A 23,475-nucleotide genomic window follows, 5' to 3' on the forward strand; every position below is an offset into this window, starting at 1 on the left:
CAGTTATAGAGTTATCTCTATAACTGTTTTCGTACTGTAGAATATGTTATAAGATAAAAATTAATAACAAGGATGATTATAAAACACTGTAATATCAATGATTTTTTATAATTATATTGCTCACATTTCGGCTTTTTTCCGTATGACTCTTAAGATTTATTGCGGATTTTTTCCAACACCACATCCAACTCATCAGGGCGCAATAGCTCGATCGGAGAATATCCTCCTTGCTCAAACTGTATCGAATCTGCCTCAACGAGCAATACATATTTATTATTTACCTTAGCCAAATGAATACTATCACCATAATCACTCAGCAATCCTTTCACGGCAATATGGTCAAGCTTCATCTTTAACTCCGCATCTGGTGAATGCTCAATAATTTGAGCGGTTGCTTCAACAACTTGTTCTGTGGTGAAACGTTCTTGCAATTCACGCTTTGGACTCGTAGCCCACACTTCCATCGCTGTTTCGAACTGCTCTTTTTCTTCACTTTCTGTATCATACGTTTCTTCAATATGGGTCTGTACCATTGTCATTACTTGCGATTTGATGATTTCTGGCATCGATTCTCCATATTCTACAAATTTCAGGAAATCCTCGAAATAGCGTGCATGGGAAGATTGATGGATTTTCAGTTCATTTTCCTCTATCATGCCTTCTTCTGGCATGTAGGGGACAATCCATATATGTTTTATGTTTAATGTAACTAGGTCACATGGTAAGTCACAGTTAGTCTATAATTTCATCTAATTTATCACTCACAGATCGCTGCATATTTGGCAATACATGCGAATATATATTAAATGTTGTTTCAATATTGCTGTGACCAAGTCGCTCGCTTATGAGTTTTATATTGACATTTTGCTCAACAAGTAAAGTAACATGTGTCGCACGGGTATCGTGAAATCGAATTCTTGGTAGTCCTAACTTTTCTGTTAACACGTAAAACTCTTTACGGAAATTACGAGGAATCATTGGCGAACCATATCGAGTAGGAAGAACTAGGTCATTGTCTCGATAGATACCAGTACATCTTTCTTTTTCCCATTCGATTTGCTCACGGTGTAATAATAACATGTTTAATAATTTATTCGAGATAGCAATAGATCTTACACTAGAGTTATTTTTTGCACCCTGTTTAATTTCACCCGATTGTGAGACTGTTTGACGAATATAGATGATTTTGTTTTCGAAGTCAATATCTCTCCAACGTAAACCGAGAATCTCTCCTTGCCGCAAGCCAGCTAGTAGTCCTAGTTGTATACCGATTAAACATCTAGTTACACGGCACACATGTGGTGCATTTTTGAGGAAATAGTTTACTTGTTTAAGAGTCCAGACGGTCATTTCACGCTTTCTACGCTTTGGTAACGTAACTTCTTGAGCTGGATTATTCTTAATAAGACTACGTAATTGTGCTTTTTTTAATGATCCGTAAATAATACGAAAAATTAGATGGGTGGTATGGGCTGAATGACCTTGCTCATGTGAATCATTAACTAAATTTTGGATATGACTGTATTTAATCTCTTGTAATTTAATATGACCAAGCTTAGGCAGTATATTATTTTCATAAATAATAAGATGTGTTTCGTATGTTGAGGTCTGAAGTTTAATTTTTCTTTCTCTCCAATACTCGCCCATATACTGAGCATAAGTTAATTTAGAAATATCTACAAATTCATTATCTAAAACTTCTCTTTTTACTTCTAAAAAAGCCTTCATAGCCTCATCTCTAGAAGCAAATCCCCTACGTCTAATTTGTTTTCTTTTACCGGTAATTGGATCTTTCCCAGCAGAAATACAAAATTCCCATTTGCCAGTCTTATCGTTTTTCTTTACGGTCGTCATGCTACAAGAGCCTCCTTAAACTCTCATAGCATGTCTCTACACTAAAATTATTTTATCATATCCCATAAAATAACAAAACGATGCTTACTTATTCGGCATCGTCTTTTGCATTCTTTATATGAGATATAACTTCTTCAATACTACAATCTAGATAATTACAAATATCATCAATCACTTTCATAGAAATATATTCATCTTTTCCTATTTTAGCAATTGTTGCAGAAGACGCCTTAATACTGTTCTGTAATTCTTTTTTAGATATTTTTTGTTTATGCAATGTTGTGATTAATGGAGCATATGAAATCATAAATGACCTCCTTATAGTAAAGATTTCTTTAATAAGTATAACATATCTTTAAAAAACTAAAATAATTTGTTGACAACGAAATTCAGAAAGGTTAATATATCTTTAGAAAGTTAAATATTATTTTATAAAAATAAACGAAAGGGTGAGCAAATGTACGAAATAGTTAAATTTCTCGTTGATGAGTCAGAAACAAATGGCTTAGGGAAACTCATTCAAGTGGAAGGCTGGTTAATGGCAGGATATAAGCTTAATGAAAATCATTGCTTATATATTAGTTCCGAACAGTTGATTTTAACAAGAAACCTTCACAAGTCTGATTTGGATATCTATTACACAACTTCATCTGTCCTGTTAGGGAAGACTCCTAATGATATTAAAGATGAAAGGGAGTATATTAACAAGTTTCTACAAAAATTAATGTTTACCCCATTATTAGACTGGCTTTTAAGCGAAAGTTTCGAGAATCATCTAGAAGACATTTCTGAAGATTTTTGGTTAACGGACGGTGTTGAGTAATGGATCATGCTATTTCTTCATTGCAACCATACTTGGAATGTGAATTGGATGAATTAACGGAAGAATGGCAGTCAAAAAAATACAAAAAATTATCCGATTTTCCTTCATATCCACCAGCTAAAGCCTTAGTAGACGCTATACATCGTTTAGAAAAGTATTATTACGGTGAATTTAAAACTATGTCCTTGAAAGAAGAAATGAAATGGAGAGAGGGTTTCTAATGGTGGTTACAACTAAAGAATGGAAAAGTCTTTCGTCAAAAATGAAATATTTATTACTTGTTGGATTATCCACGGTACAAAAAGAGAAGTAATTTAATCGGAATAAAAATTTAAAATTTGGGAGAGATACATATGAACGAATTAAATATTGATAAAGTATTAGAGTTAGAATACATGATCGAAGCATTAGAAATCCAAGTAGGAGCGATAATGGGTGGCTTAGAGGAATCAGAAGTACGTATCCCAGATAAGGAGTATGAATTTTATGAAAGAAGATATACTGAGTTTAATGAAAAGTTAGCTGAAATTAAGATGCATATTTTAGTGGACTAATATAACTTTAGTAAGTAAATTATAGATAAGTAATAGAGCCATCTAACAAATGGCTCCTTATTACTTTATTGTTAAAAATTTTTAATAAAATGACGTAAGTGTGGTTTACCAAATGCAGTATTTTCTTCATCAACTCTATTCAACTCTTCATATAAAGTATTTAAAACTTTTATGAAACCTTTTTCATCAAGAGTTTTTATATTTTTTTCTGAGAAAAATTTAATAATAAACTTGTATAATTTGACGTTTGTTGATAATGAACCAAACGTATCATTCAGTCCTTCTATAAGTTCATATCCATTTTGAGGATTATGTTCATAAATATTGTTGAGTACTTTTTCTATATTTTTAATATTTTCAGCAAGTATATCATCTAACAAATCATTTCCATTATTTTCATCTTTAAAGTTAGAACGTTCTTTCATTTCCCATTGAAGTCTTTCTTCCTCTTCTAAATTCTCATAATATTCTGCTTGTCTTTCCCATTCTTCGAAATCTTCTTGAGTGGGTTCGTTCATGGCTGCAATAGCTTGCTCTTCCTCCCAAGCTATTCTTTCTGGAGATAAAAAACCAAAGTAATACAGGTAATCTTCAATTTTTTTCTCTTCAACTCCAAGTTTCTTAAATATTTCATACAAAATTTCATAATCAGGGTTTTTATACCTTCCATTTTCAAGGTGGCTTATATAGGATTCACTTTTTCCAATGGATTTAGATAATTCAATCGAATTAATCTTATTCGATTTTCTTAAGATACGAATAAAGTCACCTATACTACCATCGAAATTTAAACTGTATTTATTCACTTAACTTTCACCTCACATAAAAAATACTAACATATAGAGAGGTATAGTACAATATTCTATTTTTATATACATAATTATATTGATTTATAGTTATTTTTTGTGTTTTATACAAAAATATATAAAAAATTAAATAATATACACTAATATATTGACTTATACTATATTTTTGGTATTATTAATGTATAGAAAAAAGAAGCGAGGATATGGGAAGGTAGTTTTAGAGCTTTAAAAATACATAATTAATCAAAACTAGGAGGGATATCATGTCAGTTTCAGCACCTGATAAAACGACTATAAATCGCTTACAACACATATTAAAAACAGAATTCATACTTTCGATGGATTTAGATGAAAAATATATTGAATTTCTTCAAGCATCTTTGGAGGATAATTGCAGTTTCATATATTCATATAGTGATAAACGAGAGGACGTTAAATTTGCTCCTATAGTCGCAGAAAGGGAAATGGCAGCGTATAACATCAATCCTAGCGAAGAAGAAATCAGCATGGAATGGGGCAATTTTATAACAGTTAATTCATATTATTAATTTTAAAGGGGGACTAATAATGCAAACAGTAGTAGATATTCATAAGGTGAAAGTAAATAAAGCTAAAAAAGTCGATTTTTACAAACTAGAAGAAGTAGCTAAAAATTTAGCAGATGAAAATCTAGAATCATTAAAAAACAAGATAAAAAGTATGCCTCAATTTCCAGCAGAACACATTCTCGATATATTTAGCTGCAATATCATTAATAAGGCTTATGAAAGGTACACAAAGGAAGAAATTCTCCAGTTAGTTTCATCAGGAGTTATTTTTCATTTGAAAAATTTGTTGGATGATCAATTCTATGAAAAATTATAAAAAGATAAATGAGCGAAAATATTTTATTTCTAGGGTATGAAATCTAGCATTGTGAATATATTAATATTTGAATGGAAAAAATAGGAGGTGGTTAAGATGTAATAGATTAATTGTTTCTTGTTACTTTGCCATAGGAAAATACATAAAAATTTGGAGGAATAGAAAATGAAGAAAATTAAAGCACTAAATGGAAGAACTGTAACTGAAGAGGATCAAGATTTTCAATATCCGTTATCTTGGTCAAAAGATGAAATTTTAGGATTTATGGATGATATTTTTGACTGGATACTCCATGAAGACCATTATTACAATCTTTATAAATATCTTCGTGAAACTCATGATCATGATGGTGGGGAGTTTCCAAATCCAACAAACGAATATACAGAGAAATTTGAAAAACTCTATCATAAATTTTTGAAAGAAGAAGAAATGATTGAACTATTTGAACAGTTATATAAGGAAGAAAAAGTAATTAATGAGCAACGCCGAAAAATTTGGGAAATGGAACAAATGGTAAAAGCAAAAGTTCAAGGGGGAGTAAATTAATGTCAAATATTGAGACTTTAAGAAACGATGGGGATTTTGATTACATAAAAAAGGAAGCATTGATTCATTTTGGATTTAAACCAATTCCAACAGGGGATTTTATTTACTGGTACGAAAAAGAAAGATGGGATTTTGAGTCAGATGAAATCGAGGAATTAAAGGCTTACAAAGGTGATTATGTTGATTTACTTACTGATGAAGAGAAAGCTATTATAGGTGAAGTCAACGAGGAAGATGACAATCCAAATAGAGTAGTCAAATGGTTATTAGAGGATGGAACTGCAATGGATGTGACAAGAAGCGATAGACGTAAAGAACGATATAAACTAGCCAATAAACTAGATTGGTTTAAGCGTGGTCAGGAGTTGAAACAACAACGTGAATCATTAGGACTTTCGCTGACTAAATTGGCTCAGATGATTGGAACGTCCCCGTCACGCATTAGCAATTTTGAGCAAGGTGAACCGGTAATGATGTCAAATCAGTTGGCACAATCTTATAAATTAGCCTTGGAGCATTATGAATTAAAAAATAAAGAAACACAAAATGCAATTAATAAAGTTAATCATGTTTTTGTACATGAATACGGTAAGGATTTCTTTATTATTTATTTGGCTATGGATAATGGGGAATTAGTACATATACAGGATATAGAAGGACTTCAATGGGCTTTATTTATTGCATCAAATAAATTTAAGCAATTAGAAGTTGACGTAATTCTTGAAAGTGATCAAGGAGAAAAAATGATTGTTGATAAAACAAAAGAAATTACTCACTTTCATCACAAACTTTGTCATGATTTTTTAAACAAAAATAAGTAAACAACTTCAATGCATAATACATAGAAACATAATGTACTTGTTTAACAGAGAAATAATTTGGATGAGTGAAAGTAATCCAATTACATATTTTAGAAAATAGGAGGAATTATAAAATGACAACAAATTATGAAACTGCTAAACAACAATTTATTTTAGACAATACAAAGGAATGGACACAACGTGGTCAGAGATTAAAAGAACGAAGAGAGAAGTTGCAAATATCACTAACTAGTCTTTCGAAAATGTTAGGAACATCCACTTCTAGAATCAGAAAATTTGAGAATGGCGAACCAGTAACGCTTTCTAAATCACTTGAAAGTTCTTACCAAATGGCTTTGGAAATGCATGAATTAAAGCAACCAAAGAATATGATAGATCACATTCATATTCAACATCATGGGGGCGGATATTATACATTGGATTTAGCACTGTTGGACAATAATTCAATTTATTTAGAAGAAACGAAAACATTAAAGGGTGCGATTCAATTAGCCTTTATTAAAGGTTCAATGCGTTTAGATGTACCCGTAATTTTGGAAAGTGCTAACGAGAGTAAATTAAATGTTGGTAAAATTAGATACTCATATTTAAAAACACATTTAAAAAAATGGCAAGAGTTTATGGATGAGAATAAATTCTATAAAAACTAGATAATTCACATAACAGAGACAACAAAATAGGACGAGGTGAGAGATAGTCCAATTACAAAAGGAGAGAAAATATATGTCCATTTACGATTTAGCAATGCAAGACCCGCAGTTTCGAAGAATCATACTAGTGGAATTTGGATTTGGTGATCACCCGGTAATTAAAGTAGAGAAATGGCTAAAGAAAAACTATCCCTATAAGGTAGCGGAATGGAAAAAGCAAGTGGCAAAGGGGAATGTTACGCAATTACATAGGGAAGGTATGGCAAGAGAAGAAAGAGACAGACTGCTGGATAAAGCTATGAGTTTAAATGAAATATTTAGAGATTAATAGTTATTCCCTAGTTTCAGGCAGTGAAAAGGAGGTTAAATATGCAGCAAAAGAAACTCATAGAGGATTTGGAGTACAACAGGAAATATAAAGAAATAAACGGACTCAAGGATATGCAAAATTACTCTTATTATTTAGCTAATAAGGAAGTTACATTGTACGCTGTAGACGATTTAATCACATACGAAGAGAAATACCAATACATAATTGATAATGTGTTAGAAGCTTTTAAAATGCTTATGGAACAACGTGGTAAACAAGCAACAAATGAGCAACTTGAATTTGCAGAAACAACTACAAAAATTTTACTTGGTGAATTAATCAACAATGAAAGTGTACCAGTTATTCCTGCTCCTTGTGGATTTGGAAAATCTTCTATTACATACTTATTTACTTTAGAGATATGCAAAGCTATTAAACTAGGGAAATGGCAGCATGGCATGATTATCGTTACTGATAAGCTAGAACAACTTAAAGATTTAAATGAATATATATACGATCATCTAGGCTATTACAATAATGAAGAAAATATACCATATTCTTATGTTTTAGAAGGTTGGACAGAAAGAAGCTATGAAGAAGGAATGTGCAAGAATAAAGAAATGAAAAGGTACGAAATGGGAATGTGTCAAGGTTGTCCTTTCTTTACTAGCTGTAAGATTTCTAAACAATCAAGTATACAAAAGGACTCACCGATTCTACTTATGACTAAAGCAAGGTTAGAAACTTTCGCTGACAGTGTAAATCAATACACGTACTATATCGATGATAACGGTGAAAAACAGTATAGGACACTATTAATTAATGACGAGAAGCCTAAAATGATAAATACTCTTGATGTCTCACGTTCATTAGTAAATAAAATAGATAGTGATTTATCCCTTATTGAAATTAGAAGTAAAGAATATGAAGAGAAAAAGGTCAAATTGATGGATAAATGGGAAATTATCCGTTCAATGGTGTTACATAAGTTGGAAACATACTCAAAATATGAAAGAATTATTGTTTCTAATATTAATAATGAACCTATCTTGCTCAACGATGAAGAATTTATACTGCTTTGGGACGAGCTAATGGGGAAGAAATATAGCTTTGAATTACAACACATACATAAAGTTTTAACGGTTGGCGGTTTATTTTGCAAGACGAACTTACGAGGATCTTTTATTAGCACATTAGGAATGAAAGAGACTATACATAATGAGAATTTTAAAACGGTAATTTTTGATGCTACTGCATTAACTGACCCAGAGTATTCTTCTGGTAAAGGTGAAGCATACGAAAATATAGTGAAGTTTGTAGACATAAGAAACACTAGGGAATTTCCTAATTTAACTTTTAACTTTTATATGAAACACAAACTCAATAAGTCAACATTTAAGAGTAAAAATTATCTAGTGAAAGCTGTTTCTAATTTTATTTCTACTTTGAGTACTAATGGATTCACGTACGTTGTTACATATAAGGACATTGCACCACTTTTATTCAATCAACTTACATTCAACAGGAACGTTTCTATTAACTCTCATGCTTTCAATAACAAGGTGAAAATTGTAGCTGAAGAAGATAAGACTTTCTACTTTGGAAACACAAAAGGCAGCAACAAAGCAGAGAAATGTGAAAACATGATTCAAGTTGGTTGGAACAATTTACCTGATTACACATATGCAACTAACTACCTTTGTACAGGGTTTAATGAAGAGAAGAAAATGGATATCATACGGACTTGTTCCAATATCGAACATTCTGAAAGTTTTGCTAAATACTTAATGATGGAAGATTACAAATTCAAACATCAACACTTACACCAGTTTAAATACTTCTGTATGCTAACTGATTTTATTCAAGAAGTTTTTAGAACAAAACTAAGAGATTATACATATGACGATCAAATAACTATCCATTGCTTCTCTATTGATCCATTGCTTATTGGAATGGTGGAACAATTATTCCCAGATTGCAAGATTAAGAGACATTACGATGAACTGAGTTCCTTTACTGAAGCAAAAGTATTAGGTAGACAGAACAAAAAGGAAAGTGTTGCTCAAAGGGTAATGTCATGGTGGAATAACTATGACTGGAATGGTAATGAATTACATATACGAGAGATATTGAAGGTTAATAACATAACTCAGCAACAATTTAATAAGGCTAAAAGTAATAATAAGCAATTTAAAAGTTTTATTGATAAACATAAAGGAAGTAAAAGTAGATATTATAAATGCTGAAATACCCCTAATCTCTTATAAATATATATAAGGAAATAGGGATATTAGAGAAGAAAAATCATATATTGAGCGAATGAACGAACGTGAATGTAGCGAACTTATGAGAATTTGCAACTCTTTTCCGCAAATTGTCATAAGACATCTTTGAACTATATAACGCAAGGCTTCTACATAATAGATTAAAGGTCAAACTTGGTCAGAAAATAGAGAGATGAAAATGGAGGAATAATTAAAAATGGAAAAAGGATACTTACAGAATCAAATATATACATATAGCTTGGATACTGATTGCTTCTATACTGCTACGGAAGCAGCTATAAATAAAAAGAGATTAAAATATTTTGGGATGATAAAAAAATTAGACAAGATAGTAGAACGTATTGATAAATACAACGCACTAACAGATGAATTAGAATGTTCAAAAGAAAGAAAACTTGAAGCTGAATCTGAAATGGAAATATTTGATAAGAAAAGTGATGAATTCAAGCAATCAAGAAAAGATGTTAAAAGATTAACTAAACGGATTCCTAAACTAAAAGAAAGAATAGTTAAACAAGAAGAATTGGTTAGAAAATTAGTAAAAAGTAAAAAGGATATTAAAGAGATCATTTCAGATGTGGAAAAGAAATCTGAAAATGTAAAAAATAGACTAAAAAAACGAATTGATTATTTAGAGAATAGATTGAAAATCGAAATATATATTCACAAAGGTATTCGGACGCTCAGAAAAGACGCTTTGATTGATAAAAATAAAATTAGTCAATTTGAGTCAACACTAACTAGAACATTAGGTATTAATAAGAATGAAACGACAACAGAAATATTTGTTATACGTGCTTTTAGATATTCTGTGTTCAAGAGTCTAATGTTAAATGGATTCAAATATGAGAATGAATTATACCAATATTATACAAGTAGTGCTGGGGGCATAAGAAATAAAAAGTCCATTTTCATGAAGAAAAAAACATACGAAAAATATAATAAAACTTTACTATGCGGACTGACCATTGAGGATATCAATAAAAAAGGAGGCATGAACTTGAATAAGTTTAATAGTTATCAAGCATTGTGTCTAACTGCCAGTGCTCCTTGGAATGATACCTTTGACATTGATAAATCTATAGTGGTTAATGACTTCGAGACAACAATATATACCGAGGTCGATGTAATAGATGATGAAACGTATGAAATTGAAAGAGTGAAAAGAGAACCATTAACAATTAATCACACTGATGGTGCTGGTATTTGCTTACCAAGTGTCAGTGATAAAAGTTTCCAATTTAGAATGCCGGGATTTAAAGGTCTTATGATTCCGTTTCCATTTGATGAATACATAAATGATAAGTGTACAGGTCAAAAGGTAATAGTTGAGGATATATACGGCAAAAAGCACGATATTCTCGAAGAAGGAATTTCCATCATATTTACTAAATCCCAGTTCAAACTTTGGAAATTCTTCATTGATGATGCAGATGAAGAAAACTCATGGGAGATATACAAAAATAATTTCAAGGATTATAAATGTGAAGCTGTCAAATGTAAGATTGAAGAAGATGAGGACGGATTTCAAGACAAAAGGATCTCTTATCAGGTACTTCAAACGCTTAATGAAATGAAAAAGGACGACTTAGACTATCTTGCTAGAAGAACAAATTATGACATTGATCGAATTGGGAAAGATATAGATGTTACTCTAAGAGTGTTAGGGGCTACAGATAGCAACAAAAAGAAAGATTACTTCCAACAAGCATTAGAAATATATCCTGAGTTATTAGCTGATCCATACGGTAAAAAGGTAATGACAGATGTAAGGGAAAGTTATATTGAGGATGCAAAGGCTGGAAAATTGTTGATTAGTGGAACAAAACGTACATATATTGCACCAGATGTTTATGCTTTTGCAGAGTGGTTATTTAAAAAGGAAAAGAAACCAACAGGAATATTACATAATAATGAGGTAAGTTGTGCTTTATACGAACATAGAAAAGAGCTTGATTTACTTCGCAGCCCACACAACTATCGGGAACACTGTGTAAAAACTAATGTCCTTAATGAATCTACTGAAAAATGGTTTATCACAAAGGATGTTTATACAAGTGTTCATGATCCGATTAGTAAAATTTTGATGTTCGATGTAGATGGAGATGACTCGCTTATCGTTTCAAATGAATTGTTCGCAAAAATTGCAAAGGAACATATGAAAGATATACGCCCATTGAAGTATAAATTAGCAGTTGCAGATGCTGAGGAAATTAATAATCCTAATATGTATGCTAAATTAAAATCCGCTTACAGTAAAAATATAGGGACTTTAGCTTTCAGTATTGCAAAAGTATGGAATCAACCAGATGTAGATAAGGATAAGCTTAAAATTATCGCTCAACTTTGTTTTGAGTCGAATGCAACAATAGATTTTGCAAAAACTTTGTGGATGCCTGTTAGACCGCCTGAAGTTAATAAGAAAATTAAAGAGTATACTAAGCAAAAGTTACCGCATTTCTTCAAGTATGCGAAGGATAAAAAGGATAATCAAATTGTACCAATTATTAAAGATAAATTTGTAAGTGTAGTCAACATGTTAGATGAGATTATTATTTCCAATAGGAATGATTTTTCAAGCATTGATGCTCAATTGACATTAGACTATACGAAATTAATGAAGAAAAAGCATAATCAAATTAACCTGAAAGATGAACAGGCAAAGGCAATAATTGAAGTACATACGAAAGAGAATCAACAAAAATACAGAACGATGAAAAAGCAGCTTAAAAATACTGAGGATAAAGACAGTACAACAAAATTAGGAATCTATGAGACTATTCGTAATAATATTTTAAAAGTAAACGATGATGTAGAATATGTGACAGATGTTTTAGTGAAATATCTATATGAAAACAATAGTGAGCATAAAGAAACATTGTGGAAAGCGTTCGGACAGCAAATTGTTATAAATATGAAAAAGAATATTGTTAACACTAATTGTTGTAAGGAATGTGGAGAATATATAGCTCCTAGACGACAATATTGTACTGATTGTGCAAAGGAGAGAAAAAAAGTAAGTAATAAAAAGGCAGATAATAAATACAAAGGTAAAAAGCGAGAAAACAAAGTAAGTTGAATAAATGTTGATATTGTGGAACCCTTGCTGTATAAGGGTTCCTTTAGTTTAATAGAAAAATAGAAAGTTCTCTATAAGGGAATGTGTAATTCTTTATTATAACACTATTGTTTAATATAATACAAGTATTATATTTTACCCTAATTCTAAAACTTTAGTTTTTTTCATTTTCCTTTTTTAATTATTCGCTACCATTTCGTAGCAATAGGCGTTAAGTCGCCTATTTTTTTAATGTAAATATATTGTTGTAATTAATTTATAAATGTAGATAAAGGAGGGGGTTGGTTTGGAGAAACTAACGGCTGAACAAATTGATCAATTATTTTTGATTAAACATCGGAAGAAAATTAAGAATAAAGAATTGGCTGCTATGGTTGGGTATAGTGAGACTCATATTAGTCGATTTTTTAACCACGATGGAACATTATCATATGAAGCAGAACAATTGGTAAAGCGAACAATTGAAGAAGCTTAAAATATACAGGGCAGAGGTGTAAAACTCGTAAACTTACTCCCTGTATAAATAAAAGGGTTCTACAGTATTAGTCATTAAACTTACATGAGGCTGACAAAAGCAACGGTAGTCAGTTTGTATTGTGTAAGATACATGCGTATTTTGATATGTATGTCCTCCGAGATGCACAAGGGGTAGAAGCTTTTCTAAGGCTCCTACCTTTGATTGTGCATATTTAAATTAGAAAAGGAGAAAAGTTATGGGAATGCTTAGTAATATTAATACGTTTCTCAATGTATTCCGCAGCGATGAGGGACTGTTGCGTTTTTTATATTATGCACCAATTGATTTAAACACTAATCAGCCAGATCCTTTATCAGATTTATTGGATGATATTTTGAGTAAAGATGAGGATGAGATATGGGCGATAAGAGATAGACATATCATGACTACTTTAGATATAGAAGATTTATCTAGTGAAAAGCTATGTAGATTATATGTTTATTTAGGTAGAAGAAGTCCCGAAAGAAATAATTACACATTAGCCAGTCAAGAAATTGTGGTAGATGTATTATGTCATAATAATTTTCAAAAAGAATTACGTTCATTGAAAATAAGCGACAGAATAAATGAGTTGCTTATTCACGAAAATATAGCTGGTGTTGGTAAGTTGCGTTACGTAGAAGGACATGAGATTAATCCACCAAAGGATTATGCTGCATATCGACATGTATATGAAATTACAGTAAAGAAGAAATAGGAGGGATAATATGGCAGTAAGTATAAAGGAAATTAAAGAAGAAGTGTCAGTTTATGATGAAATGGTGTCATTTGAGGTTGAGTTAAATAATGAAGAAAGGGAAATTAAATTTTATCCTTACTTTAAGCCGACTAAGATTAACAAGATGATTGAAGAATTATCTAGGTTTTTTGCAAATGCTGAGAAAGAAAAGATACATATTCCTGAAGAGAAACATCCTGAAATTGTCATGTATTTTATTATCAGACATTTTACAGATTTAAAGTTTGGGGCAGCAAAGAAAGCTAAAACTATTTTTCAAGAGTTTAATATTGTTATTAATTCATCCGTTTTTAAAATTTTGAGTGAATCGTTCCCTAAATCTTCTGTAGAGGAAGTTTTTGAGCGAATTAATGAAGTTGTTGCTAATACAGATAAGTTAATTTCGATGCAATCTGTTGTTAATACAATGAGCAATGAATTTGCAGCAAAGTATAAAAAATAGGAGGGTTTTCATAGTGGAGCCGAGAGATAATAAAAACTTGATAGTGACAATGACTGTTCAGGAATTGGATGAATTGGTTTTTCGTGCTGCCTTTAGAGCTTCTAAAAGAACCGAAGAAATTGGTTTTAAAGGTTATTTGCCGTTTTGGACAAAACTTAATGATGACGTAGAATTATTAATATCTCAAATGGATAGGTTACAAGAGAAAATCGATGCTTCTAATAACAAATTATCTTACACCAAAAGAGGCGGAATTAAATAATGAATCATTATTACTGTGATCATTGCAAAAAGTACTTTAAAGAAGAAGTGAATAAATGTGACAATTGTAAAAGTGTGGAAATTAAAGTGATTAAATTTACAATTCAAAACTAATTTTTATTTGTTTTTTTAATCGACACACGAACTTACCCATTAATATCATACTATAAAAACTAGAATACTTCAAGGGGAATTTAACATGAAAATTATAATGAACGGCTACGAGGTTATAAAAGTAGTCAAAGATTATCCACATGATTCAGCAGTGCAAAAAGACAATGATGAGGATTTAAATGATGAGTGAATATACATATGTTGTTAATAAAGATTTAGAAGATGAAATAGAAACAAGATCGAAGCATGAAGCAATAAAAAATTTCTTGAAATGTGAGAATTCGAGTTTGTACATATACAACACAATGCACGTATTTAATTTTGATGAGGTTATTTTTTATTATGAAAATAGTGGATATGACCAAGATTATTGTGAGATTGATAATTTAATATATCGTGCCCTGATGGAGTATGAAGAATATGTAGATAGTTTGTATCAATATGAAGAAGAGTAATTATTGAAAATATACTGAGTATTAAAAGGAGGAACTATAAATGAGAATTAGAAATGGAGTAATGCAACGTGGAAAAATTAACACAAAAGGAATTGAAAGAGAAAAAGATTATTGAACATGAAGAATTGAAACAAAGGATGATAAAAGAATTAGACCTGCATCCAATTGACGAATTTCACGATGATTATTATTGTGATTATAAAAATCAGAAGATATATAGCTTTAAAAATTTAAGATTTACTGATATGAAATTTGGAACAACTTTTAGTGGGTATAAAAACGTTAGCTTAATGAGAAATGACGGTAAACAGAAGACATACAATCGTTCTTGGATTTTTTATTCATCTTTTAATAAAGTCCCTTTAATGTCATGGAGACAGAATGGGGAAAAAGGAACCATTCATCATATTAACTCAAACAAGAAAGATGACTCTCCAGAAAATTTAGAGTGTCGTGGCATGAAGGAACAAATGGATGATCATTGGAAAGAAATGCAACAGAAGAATAATAAAAAGCAATTTAGAGTGAAATTTAGTGATGAACATATTATAAAAATGTTTAATGAGTTTAAAGAATCTGGATTAAAAATAACAAGGTTTTGTACCTTATATTGTGAAAAATATCAGATTGATCCTGTACATATGTACAACATTTTAAGACGTAAAGCTAGAACAAATTTAGCTTATTAATTTTAAGACCGCAATAGCGAGTCTCTTCTTGGTCTAGTTCATAGTGAACCATTCTTTTCTTAAATTTGTTGATTTATTTTAAAGAGAGTGTTAGAAGGGTGCAAGTCCCTTGTAGACCTATACCTAATAAATTGCTTGTAATGCTAAAAACTGACAAAATAACACAACTTTCTTCCCTATTATTCTCGAAATATAGTAAAATAGAGAGAATGGTGGGAGGGGATAGTTATTGAAATTTTCAGAAGTATTAGAGAAACATATTTATACAGTACATTTTGATCCAGTTAGACACTGTGAGTTTAATGGTAGGCATCTTGCATTAGTTATTAAAAAGAACAAAGATAAGAAAACATTGATTGTAGTGCCTTTAACTACTAAATCAAATGGGGTTGGAGTCAATAAAGAGAATATAGGAAAGATATCGACTCTACCTAATAATATTAAAGTGCATGACTCTTATGTAGTTTACAATCAAGTCAGGACAGTTAATAGTAATCGATTACAAAAGTTACTTAATAATAATCAACCAATCAATTGCCCTGTGAATGATATTTTATTTAGTCATGTGTTATCTTTGTGCGTTAATGAACTATTGATAAATGTAAATTCACTAGACAGTATAAGATATCATTATGAGTGTTACACAAAATTAACGATAAAAGAACTTATAAATACAGGGTATTTGATTAAAAAGTTATTAGAGTCTGATTTTAATAAGTTTGAAACTGAGTTTAGACAGTTGGTAATTAAAGTGAATAATCTATGGGATGATAAGCTGCAAATTTCTGACAACTATAGTGAAGTTGATTTAAAAAGTGGAATTGACACTATTATAAGTAATTGTCTAGATAATTCAATTTTAGATATCTTAAATTCTGAGAAAAAAATTACTGAGAATTAAGATTAATACTTGATATCATTAAAAATACATGGTATATTTAATTCAAGAAATGGATATGATGTCCAAACCTGTTATGAAAAGAGCTGTGATGGCTCAACCTGATAAGAATTTTAATAAGACTCCTCCTTAATTGGTGGGGTCTTTTTGTGTTTTTAAATTTTGGTAATATGTTACTTTAAAGAAGGAATAATCTCATATATTGTCGAATTATAGACAATATGGAGGTGTATTTATGGGGAAAAATCTAATACCTTTTGATAAAATAGATCAACTATTAACTGATATTAAAGATATAACAAGTGGTACAGAGGATATAGTATCTAGTATTAGTAAGGAAATACCAATTGTTCGTATGTTAGAAGTTACCAAACATATTTGGAATCATCATAAAGAAAGAAAAATGAAAAAGTTTCTAATAGGACTATCAAAGAAAATATCTGAACATGAAGGATATGAAATTTCAGATAGAATAGAATTGCGAAAGTTTTTAAGTGATGATTTTACTAGAGACAAGTTTTTTAATATTCTAGATGAAGCATTAAATACAAATTCAGAATTATCATCTGAAATTCTTGGATTTTATGCAGGTGTTATATTACTTTCATCGGAAAATTTAAATTATAAGCATACAGTAATAATAAATGCTTTAAGAAATATGAACGATTGGGATATTAAGAACTTTCAAAAAGCATATAGTTTTTTTATTACTATGCCTATAAATCAACCATTGAATTCTGTATGTTTGTATCATCGAGTATCAATAGAACAATTAGAAGAACAACAATCACTTGAAGACAGTATTTATAATGATGAGTTTAATGAATTCAAGTCAACATTAATAAAATTATCTAATTTGCAGATTTTAACATTGAGTCAAATTTTAATGTCTGATGATCCAACTACCTTTATGAGAACTAAAATTGCTGATGAATTATATAATTTAATAAAAGTGTTCCAATTAGAAAAGTAAAATACAGAGAATATTCTTATCGAAAAGCATCCATTTGAGGGTGCTTTTTTTGCGTTTATAAAACTATTTGAGAAAGGGGGAATATAATCATGGCACAACCAAACGGTTTGACGGTAACGATTCAAGGTAAATTGAAAGAGAAAGAAACAGAGCAGACGATTAAAAGTCAACTTGCAAAGATCGAGAAAAAATTAAATATTGGCGTTGGAATAAATGGTAAAGAATTACAAAATATAACGAAACAAATTGAATCTATTCAGAAGAAAATAGCTAATACGAAAGTAAGTCCAGTTTCTTCTAAGGATATATCGAGTGTAAAAGAATTATATTCTTCAGTTGAGAAAGCAGTTGAAAAGTATAAACAGTTTGGTCAGGTTAAAGTCAACCAAACGCTAAATCCATTGAATCAGCAAGTTGAGAAATTTAATCTTGCCGTTACTGATGCCACTGGTAAGGTATCTAAGCTCTATTTCGAAAATGCTAAATTAAATAGTAGTATGCAAGGGTTAAGTGGATTTGCATTAACTGGTAAGACTACGAGTGATAATTCACAAAAAATTAGGGAACAGCAATTACAAACAGAACAAAAGATTAATAGTCAAATAGAGCAACAGAATAATAAAATTGCAAAGCAGATAGAATTGTTTCAAAAGGAAATGCAGATTAATGCAAGAAACTTATCTGCTCGTAATACTAATAATTCTAATTTTGATACGGCTGGATTAAATTCTTGGTTGAATAGTGTTCAGAAAATTTCTTCCAGTACTCCTAATGCAACTCATGAAATGGATAGATTGAGATTACAGTATCGTGACATTAGCTCTGAAGCTAGAAATAGTGCTATTAATACTAATGGATTTGGTGATTCATTGGCTCGTACTGTTGGTACAATGGCTAGGTTTACTATTGTGTCTGCTGCTATGTTCGCACCTTTTACTGCTATGGATAAGCTTATCGAAAATATGTATAAGCTAGACGAATTATTGATCAGTATACAAAAAGTTATGCCTAATGGAACGGATATGGCAGAGGTATTTAATACTGCTTCTGATGCTGCCTTTTCTTTTGGTCAGACAATTGATGGAGCACTTTCTAGTTTAGGAAACATTAGCCGCCTTGGATTTAAAGAGGTTGAAGCTACTGCTGTGAACGCAAAATCATTGTTGCTCAGCACAATTGGAGAAATGACTCCTGACGAAGCAGCAAATGGACTTGTTTCACAATATCGACAATGGGGATTGGCAATTGAAGATTTAGATAAAGTTGTTGATAGTCTAAATAATGTCAGCAATAATACTTGTTCCACTGTAAAAGGATTATTAGATGCACTAAGTAAAAGTTCGGGAGTAGCCAAGAATGCTGGTTTGTCCTTCGATCAGTTGGTAGGACAGGCAAGTATGTTATCGGAAACTCTAAAATTATCAGGTAATGAAGTGGGGAATTTCCAAAAAACTTTATATAATCGCTATATGCGAGATTCTTCACAAAATTTCATCGAATCTCTAGGTGTACAGACAAAAGAAGCAAATGGAGAAATGCGTAATGCGTTTGATGTACTATTAGATTTATCCAAAGTTTCTAAAACTCTTGATAGTCAGACTCTTAACCAATTAGCTCAAGTACTTGGTGGAGGATGGATGAACTCAAAAGTTTTGACTATGTTGGATAATATGGACAGGGCAGTTGAGAATACTAATACTTCTATGAATAGTTACGGTAGTGGAACACAGGAATTAGCTACTTATCAAGAAGGATTAGCTTATCAAACTAATAACCTTATTGCAAGTATGCAAGAACTAGGTTGGACAATTTCTGAAAATGGTGTTAGATCGGGACTTGTTTTGTTATTAAAAGGTACGACTGATTTAATCAAAGGATTTAACGAATTCACGAGTGCCACTCATGGACTTAATATCTATCTTCCTTTGGCTGGTGCAGCTATTTATGGAGTCGTTAAGGCTGTGAGAGCTCTTCGTATAGGATTAACAGCCTTAAAGTCATCATTTGGAATTTTTAGCATAGGAATAGTGGCAGTCGAAATGCTCGCCTCCGTTTTTATGAAAAGCACCAATGCAGCAGGCTTACACACTGAAGCATTATCTGAAGCTGCTGAATCTGCATCAAAGAATTCGAGTGAGTTAGAATATTTAATCGGTAGATATAAAGATCTAGAATCTCAATCTGATGGTTCTGCTCAAAAACAACAAGAATTACAAGGTGTATTAGAGGGTATCCAGAAAATTAATCCTGCACTTATTGAGTCAACTGGTAAATATGGAGATAAGCTAAAATTAAATAAAGGAAATGCAGAAGAATATTTAGAGTCTTTAAAAGCCATGACGAAAGAGCAAGTGGCTATGGCTAAGGCTGCAAATGAAGCAGAATCATCTCTTTTAAATATTGATATTGAAAAAGAAAATGACAAGCTCGCTGATATGAAAGATGATCAAAAGCGTATGCTTGATGATATGTTGGCTTATAAAGATAAATATAATGTTGAGGCTAAAAAAGACGCTGAAGAGGATTATAATAATCGAATTGCTGAATTAGCTAAAAAACAAGAAGCAGCTTTACAAGCTAATGATGAAGATGGTTATCGGAAATATAAAGGTCAGTTTATCGAAGCACAAGAAGAATTTCGCAAGTATATGGAAGCCATATCTAATTCAGATGACTTGCAGAAATATGCTGACCAGTTACAAAAAGTTCAGGAATTAGAAGGGAAAAAAAATAGTCTTGAAGAAAGACAAAAGGCACTAGATGGATTAACAGATAGTACTAAAAAGAATTCTAATGCAAGTGCAGAAAATGAGAATACTTTAGACCAATTAGCAAAGAAAACAGGCGATTTAGAAGAAGGAGCTTATGATGGAGCAGGCGGAATGCAAACTCTATCAGATAAAATCAAAGATGCTAAAGGTGACTTTGAAGCACTTTCTAAAATTGTCCTTGATTTAGCCAAAGCTGGTGATTTTGAAAATTCTATTGCTGTTACACAAAAGGATCTATATGAATCAACCGCAGAAACCATTGCCCCTTTGAACGGATTACTTGAAGATTTAGCAGAAGGTAAGCAAATTACCGCAAATGAAGCTATTAAATTAGCAAATTCTGTCGAAGGACTGTCCGACAGTCTTAGTATCGAAAATGGACAAGTAAAGGTAAATGAAAAAGGCGTTGTTGCCTTACGTGATGCTCATATTAAATCATTCAATGGCATTATTGAGGCTCAAAAGAAATCAGTATTATCTTCTAAAGAAACTGTTGCTAAAAAATTAGAATATTTTAGAACAGAAATAATGGGTATTCAATCTGTTGCTGATGCAGAAAAGAAACGTGCTGAAATATCTGCTCAAATGGCGGAAGCTTTTGGAAATGGTAATGGTGAATTAGGAGCAGAATTAGCTAAACAGTTTACTGCTATTAATTCACTTGTCGAACCTTTGGATAAATTAAATGATTTACAGAAAACTTTAGATTTCACTAGTAAGGGTTTATCTGAAATTGGAACTGAAGCTGAGTCAGTGGATAAGGCAACTGATAAGTCTACATACGTAACTGATAAATATAAGCAAGCACAAGAGAAGTTAAATCTTGAATTAGCTAAAATTCAGTCAAAGAAAAAGGATTTAGTTGGATATTCTAAAAAATATCAAGATTCAATTAAGGCTGAAATAAAGCTTACTGAAAAGCAATTAAAACTTAATAAAGAACAAACTAGAGATTTAGAGAGTCAAATTAAATCAGGTAATATCAAGCAAACTGGTAAAGTAACTAAATCTGACTCTGCTTCTTCTGAATCAGTAGTAACAGGCGGAATCTCTTCCCCCTACTCTGGTTCACTTGTTAACAAAAATCTCAAACAGCAAACTCGTGTATCGGCTTCTGAATTAAATAAATGGATTAATTCTAGAGCAGGTAAAGGTTCCGTTATGTACAATTCAGGTCAAGCTTTTATAGACGCTGCAAATGCTAGTGGACTTGACCCATTATACCTTGTAGCACACGCTGCACACGAAACTGGTTGGGGTAACAGTAACATTGCTAAAAGTAAAAACAACTTCTATGGTATTGGTGCATTTGATGCTTCCCCTTATGCTTCTTCATACGGATATAACGGTGCAAATGCAGGTATTATTGAAGGTGCTAAATGGATATCTGATAATTATGCTAATGGTCGATATGGTCAAGATACTCTTCAAAAGATGAGATTCAACAACGGAACCCATCAATACGCAACTGATCCGGGTTGGGCTAATAAAATTGCTGCTATTATGAGCGGCTCAGGGTTAACAGGTAATACGACTGGATACTCTTCTGATAAAGCTGTGACTGCTTCTACAGGAGTTAGCTCCGATAAATCTTCCGAAAAAGCTGATAGAGCACAGGCAATCGACAATGCTAAGTCGAATGTGAATATTTTAAAGGAAGAAGCTGTACAGTTACAGGATCAAATTAAGCAATTAAATATGGACTTAATTAATTCTATTGTTGCAGGTTTTGACCATGCAAAAGAGTCTTATTCTGATAATTTAGCTCAAATTGATTTAGTTCAAAATAAAGAAAATGAAACATCTAAAGAATGGATTAAGCAACAGCAGAAGAAAGAAAGTTTAGTTGGTAAACAATTAGAGCAAGAAAGTAAATCCATCAAATATTTAAAACAGCAAGTTAAAAGTAATAAAGAATTAACGGAAGCACAGAAGGATCAACTTAATGATAATGTTCAGGAGAGAATGAAAGAAATGATTTCTCTTGAGCAGCAATTATTAGATGAGCGTTTGAACATGGCAGATAAAGTAATTGATGCCTATAAACAGTCTGCTGAAGCCGTTAAAGATGCTCAATTGAAGGTTATTGATGATGTGATTGAAGGGATTAATAAGGAAGCAGACGAAGCTGATTATAAAAAGAATCTAGAGAAGGCACAAAAGGATAGACAAGATTTATTAGATGAAATAGCTAAGTTACAATTGGATGATTCTTATGAAGCTAGGTCTAAAGTATCTGATTTACAGAAACAATTAGCTGATCAAGATGAAAATATTGATGATATGCAATCTGATAAGTTTAAAGAAAAACGTATTGAAAACTTGAATAATCGAAAAGATGCAATTGAAGAAAAATATAACAATCTAGTCAATAATGAGCAGAAGTTTGCTGATATGCGTTCCAATATTATCAATGGCAACATGGAGCAAATTACGAAAGATTTAGACGGTTATTATGCAAATATCAAAGCCAATACGACTGTTCTCGGTAAAGCTATGAGTAATAATATATTGGATTTGATTATTCAGGCAAATAGATATATGAATGGTAAAGACTTTAAGCCTATTAAAATTGCTTCTTTCGCAACAGGAGGAGAAACAAATTGGGCAGGTAATGAAGGAAAGATATCTATTCTTCATCCAAATGAGAAGATACTCAATAAAGATGAAACGAAGGAATTTAAAGATTCGCTAACAACGTCTCAAAAGTTGGCTTCGACATTGGGTAATTTAGATGTTAGCAAATTGATAAATATAAATGTAAATGTCCCACAGGCTCCTGCTTCTGCAAGTGCTGTGACGAATAATAGTAGTACATCATATAGTCCAGTTATTCACTTGAGAATTGGTAATATATACGGGACTGATAGAGATGCTGTTGTTAAACTCATTAAAGCACATGCTGATGACACGTTAAAACGTGTCTATAATAGGTTTAAATCTACGGGAGGTAAATAGAAACAATTTAAACTGTATATTCGATATTATTTGGAGTCGGTTATTTTTATCGGCTCTTTTTGTTGT

The 23,475-nt window shown here is 31.4% G+C and carries 23 protein-coding genes and 1 pseudogene; 20 read left to right on the forward strand and 4 right to left on the reverse strand.

The genetic code is table 11. The features are described 5' to 3' along the window. Positions 1–149: 149 nt before the first annotated feature. The 3 genes and pseudogenes from ACTXGU_RS00005 to ACTXGU_RS00015 form a co-directional block, all read right to left on the reverse strand. Positions 150–713, reverse strand: a pseudogene (locus tag ACTXGU_RS00005) (DUF3898 domain-containing protein); the annotation flags it as partial. Between the two features lie 19 nt (positions 714–732). Further along, positions 733–1,854, reverse strand: coding sequence for a tyrosine-type recombinase/integrase (locus tag ACTXGU_RS00010; RefSeq protein WP_443479443.1), 1,122 nt, complete (start codon positions 1,852–1,854; stop codon positions 733–735). Positions 1,855–1,942: 88 nt separating this feature from the next. After that, positions 1,943–2,161 carry a helix-turn-helix domain-containing protein gene (locus ACTXGU_RS00015; protein ID WP_443479444.1) on the reverse strand — a complete coding sequence of 73 codons (219 nt, stop codon included), beginning with the start codon at positions 2,159–2,161 and terminating at the stop codon, positions 1,943–1,945. A 150-nt stretch (positions 2,162–2,311) separates the two neighbouring features. On the opposite strand from ACTXGU_RS00015, the gene ACTXGU_RS00020 reads away from it, so the two are divergent. From ACTXGU_RS00020 to ACTXGU_RS00030, 3 genes are all read left to right on the forward strand, one after another. Further along, positions 2,312–2,677 (forward strand): hypothetical protein, encoded by a 366-nt coding sequence (locus ACTXGU_RS00020; protein WP_443479445.1) that lies wholly within the window; start codon positions 2,312–2,314, stop codon positions 2,675–2,677. Then, positions 2,677–2,898 (forward strand): hypothetical protein, encoded by a 222-nt coding sequence (locus tag ACTXGU_RS00025; RefSeq protein WP_443479446.1) that lies wholly within the window; start codon positions 2,677–2,679, stop codon positions 2,896–2,898. Before ACTXGU_RS00020 ends, ACTXGU_RS00025 begins: the two co-directional genes overlap by 1 nt. 132 nt (positions 2,899–3,030) lie before the next feature. Beyond that, positions 3,031–3,231, forward strand: coding sequence for a hypothetical protein (locus ACTXGU_RS00030; RefSeq protein ID WP_443479447.1), 201 nt, complete (start codon positions 3,031–3,033; stop codon positions 3,229–3,231). A gap of 71 nt (positions 3,232–3,302) precedes the next feature. On the opposite strand, the gene ACTXGU_RS00035 is transcribed toward ACTXGU_RS00030, so the two are convergent. Then, positions 3,303–4,037, reverse strand: coding sequence for a helix-turn-helix domain-containing protein (locus ACTXGU_RS00035; RefSeq protein WP_443479448.1), 735 nt, complete (start codon positions 4,035–4,037; stop codon positions 3,303–3,305). 263 nt (positions 4,038–4,300) lie between these two features. Here ACTXGU_RS00035 and ACTXGU_RS00040 point away from each other — a divergent pair, with 263 nt between their 5' ends. The 17 genes from ACTXGU_RS00040 to ACTXGU_RS00120 all read left to right on the forward strand — a co-directional run bounded on the left by ACTXGU_RS00040 (position 4,301) and on the right by ACTXGU_RS00120 (position 23,409). Then, positions 4,301–4,585: a hypothetical protein gene (locus tag ACTXGU_RS00040; protein ID WP_443479449.1), complete on the forward strand. Its 285-nt coding sequence runs from the start codon at positions 4,301–4,303 to the stop codon at positions 4,583–4,585. Positions 4,586–4,604: 19 nt separating this feature from the next. Then, positions 4,605–4,901, forward strand: a complete 297-nt coding sequence (locus tag ACTXGU_RS00045) for a hypothetical protein (protein WP_443479450.1) — start codon at positions 4,605–4,607, stop codon at positions 4,899–4,901. A gap of 165 nt (positions 4,902–5,066) precedes the next feature. Continuing rightward, entirely contained in the window at positions 5,067–5,447 is a 381-nt protein-coding gene (locus ACTXGU_RS00050) for a hypothetical protein (protein WP_443479451.1), read from the forward strand. Further along, positions 5,447–6,268 (forward strand): helix-turn-helix domain-containing protein, encoded by an 822-nt coding sequence (locus ACTXGU_RS00055; RefSeq protein WP_443479452.1) that lies wholly within the window; start codon positions 5,447–5,449, stop codon positions 6,266–6,268. The genes ACTXGU_RS00050 and ACTXGU_RS00055 overlap by 1 nt, the downstream gene beginning before the upstream one ends. A gap of 113 nt (positions 6,269–6,381) precedes the next feature. After that, positions 6,382–6,918: a helix-turn-helix domain-containing protein gene (locus ACTXGU_RS00060; RefSeq protein WP_443479453.1), complete on the forward strand. Its 537-nt coding sequence runs from the start codon at positions 6,382–6,384 to the stop codon at positions 6,916–6,918. Between the two features lie 73 nt (positions 6,919–6,991). After that, complete coding sequence (locus tag ACTXGU_RS00065; RefSeq protein WP_443479454.1) at positions 6,992–7,246, forward strand: hypothetical protein; 255 nt, start codon at positions 6,992–6,994, stop codon at positions 7,244–7,246. A gap of 41 nt (positions 7,247–7,287) precedes the next feature. After that, positions 7,288–9,474, forward strand: coding sequence for a hypothetical protein (locus tag ACTXGU_RS00070; protein WP_443479455.1), 2,187 nt, complete (start codon positions 7,288–7,290; stop codon positions 9,472–9,474). Positions 9,475–9,709: 235 nt separating this feature from the next. Next, on the forward strand, positions 9,710–12,592 hold the full coding sequence (locus ACTXGU_RS00075) for a hypothetical protein (RefSeq protein WP_443479456.1): 2,883 nt from the start codon (positions 9,710–9,712) through the stop codon (positions 12,590–12,592). A 286-nt stretch (positions 12,593–12,878) separates the two neighbouring features. After that, on the forward strand, positions 12,879–13,067 hold the full coding sequence (locus ACTXGU_RS00080) for a hypothetical protein (RefSeq protein WP_443479457.1): 189 nt from the start codon (positions 12,879–12,881) through the stop codon (positions 13,065–13,067). A 238-nt stretch (positions 13,068–13,305) separates the two neighbouring features. After that, positions 13,306–13,806, forward strand: coding sequence for a hypothetical protein (locus tag ACTXGU_RS00085; RefSeq protein WP_443479458.1), 501 nt, complete (start codon positions 13,306–13,308; stop codon positions 13,804–13,806). 10 nt (positions 13,807–13,816) lie between these two features. After that, entirely contained in the window at positions 13,817–14,290 is a 474-nt protein-coding gene (locus ACTXGU_RS00090; protein ID WP_443479459.1) for a hypothetical protein, read from the forward strand. Between the two features lie 13 nt (positions 14,291–14,303). Beyond that, a complete protein-coding gene (locus tag ACTXGU_RS00095; RefSeq protein ID WP_443479460.1) occupies positions 14,304–14,552 on the forward strand; it encodes a hypothetical protein in 249 nt (82 codons plus the stop codon). A gap of 292 nt (positions 14,553–14,844) precedes the next feature. Next, a complete protein-coding gene (locus ACTXGU_RS00100; protein ID WP_443479461.1) occupies positions 14,845–15,120 on the forward strand; it encodes a hypothetical protein in 276 nt (91 codons plus the stop codon). A 68-nt stretch (positions 15,121–15,188) separates the two neighbouring features. Next, positions 15,189–15,809 (forward strand): hypothetical protein, encoded by a 621-nt coding sequence (locus ACTXGU_RS00105; protein ID WP_443479462.1) that lies wholly within the window; start codon positions 15,189–15,191, stop codon positions 15,807–15,809. A gap of 229 nt (positions 15,810–16,038) precedes the next feature. Continuing rightward, positions 16,039–16,710, forward strand: coding sequence for a type II toxin-antitoxin system PemK/MazF family toxin (locus ACTXGU_RS00110; protein WP_443479463.1), 672 nt, complete (start codon positions 16,039–16,041; stop codon positions 16,708–16,710). 232 nt (positions 16,711–16,942) lie between these two features. Continuing rightward, positions 16,943–17,680, forward strand: a complete 738-nt coding sequence (locus tag ACTXGU_RS00115; protein WP_443479464.1) for a hypothetical protein — start codon at positions 16,943–16,945, stop codon at positions 17,678–17,680. Positions 17,681–17,769: 89 nt separating this feature from the next. Then, entirely contained in the window at positions 17,770–23,409 is a 5,640-nt protein-coding gene (locus tag ACTXGU_RS00120; RefSeq protein WP_443479465.1) for a phage tail tape measure protein, read from the forward strand. The last annotated feature ends 66 nt before the right edge of the window (positions 23,410–23,475 follow it).

The sequence above is a fragment of the Niallia sp. 01092 genome (assembly GCF_052318935.1).
In the GTDB taxonomy this organism is placed as follows: Bacteria; Bacillota; Bacilli; order Bacillales; family Cytobacillaceae; genus Niallia.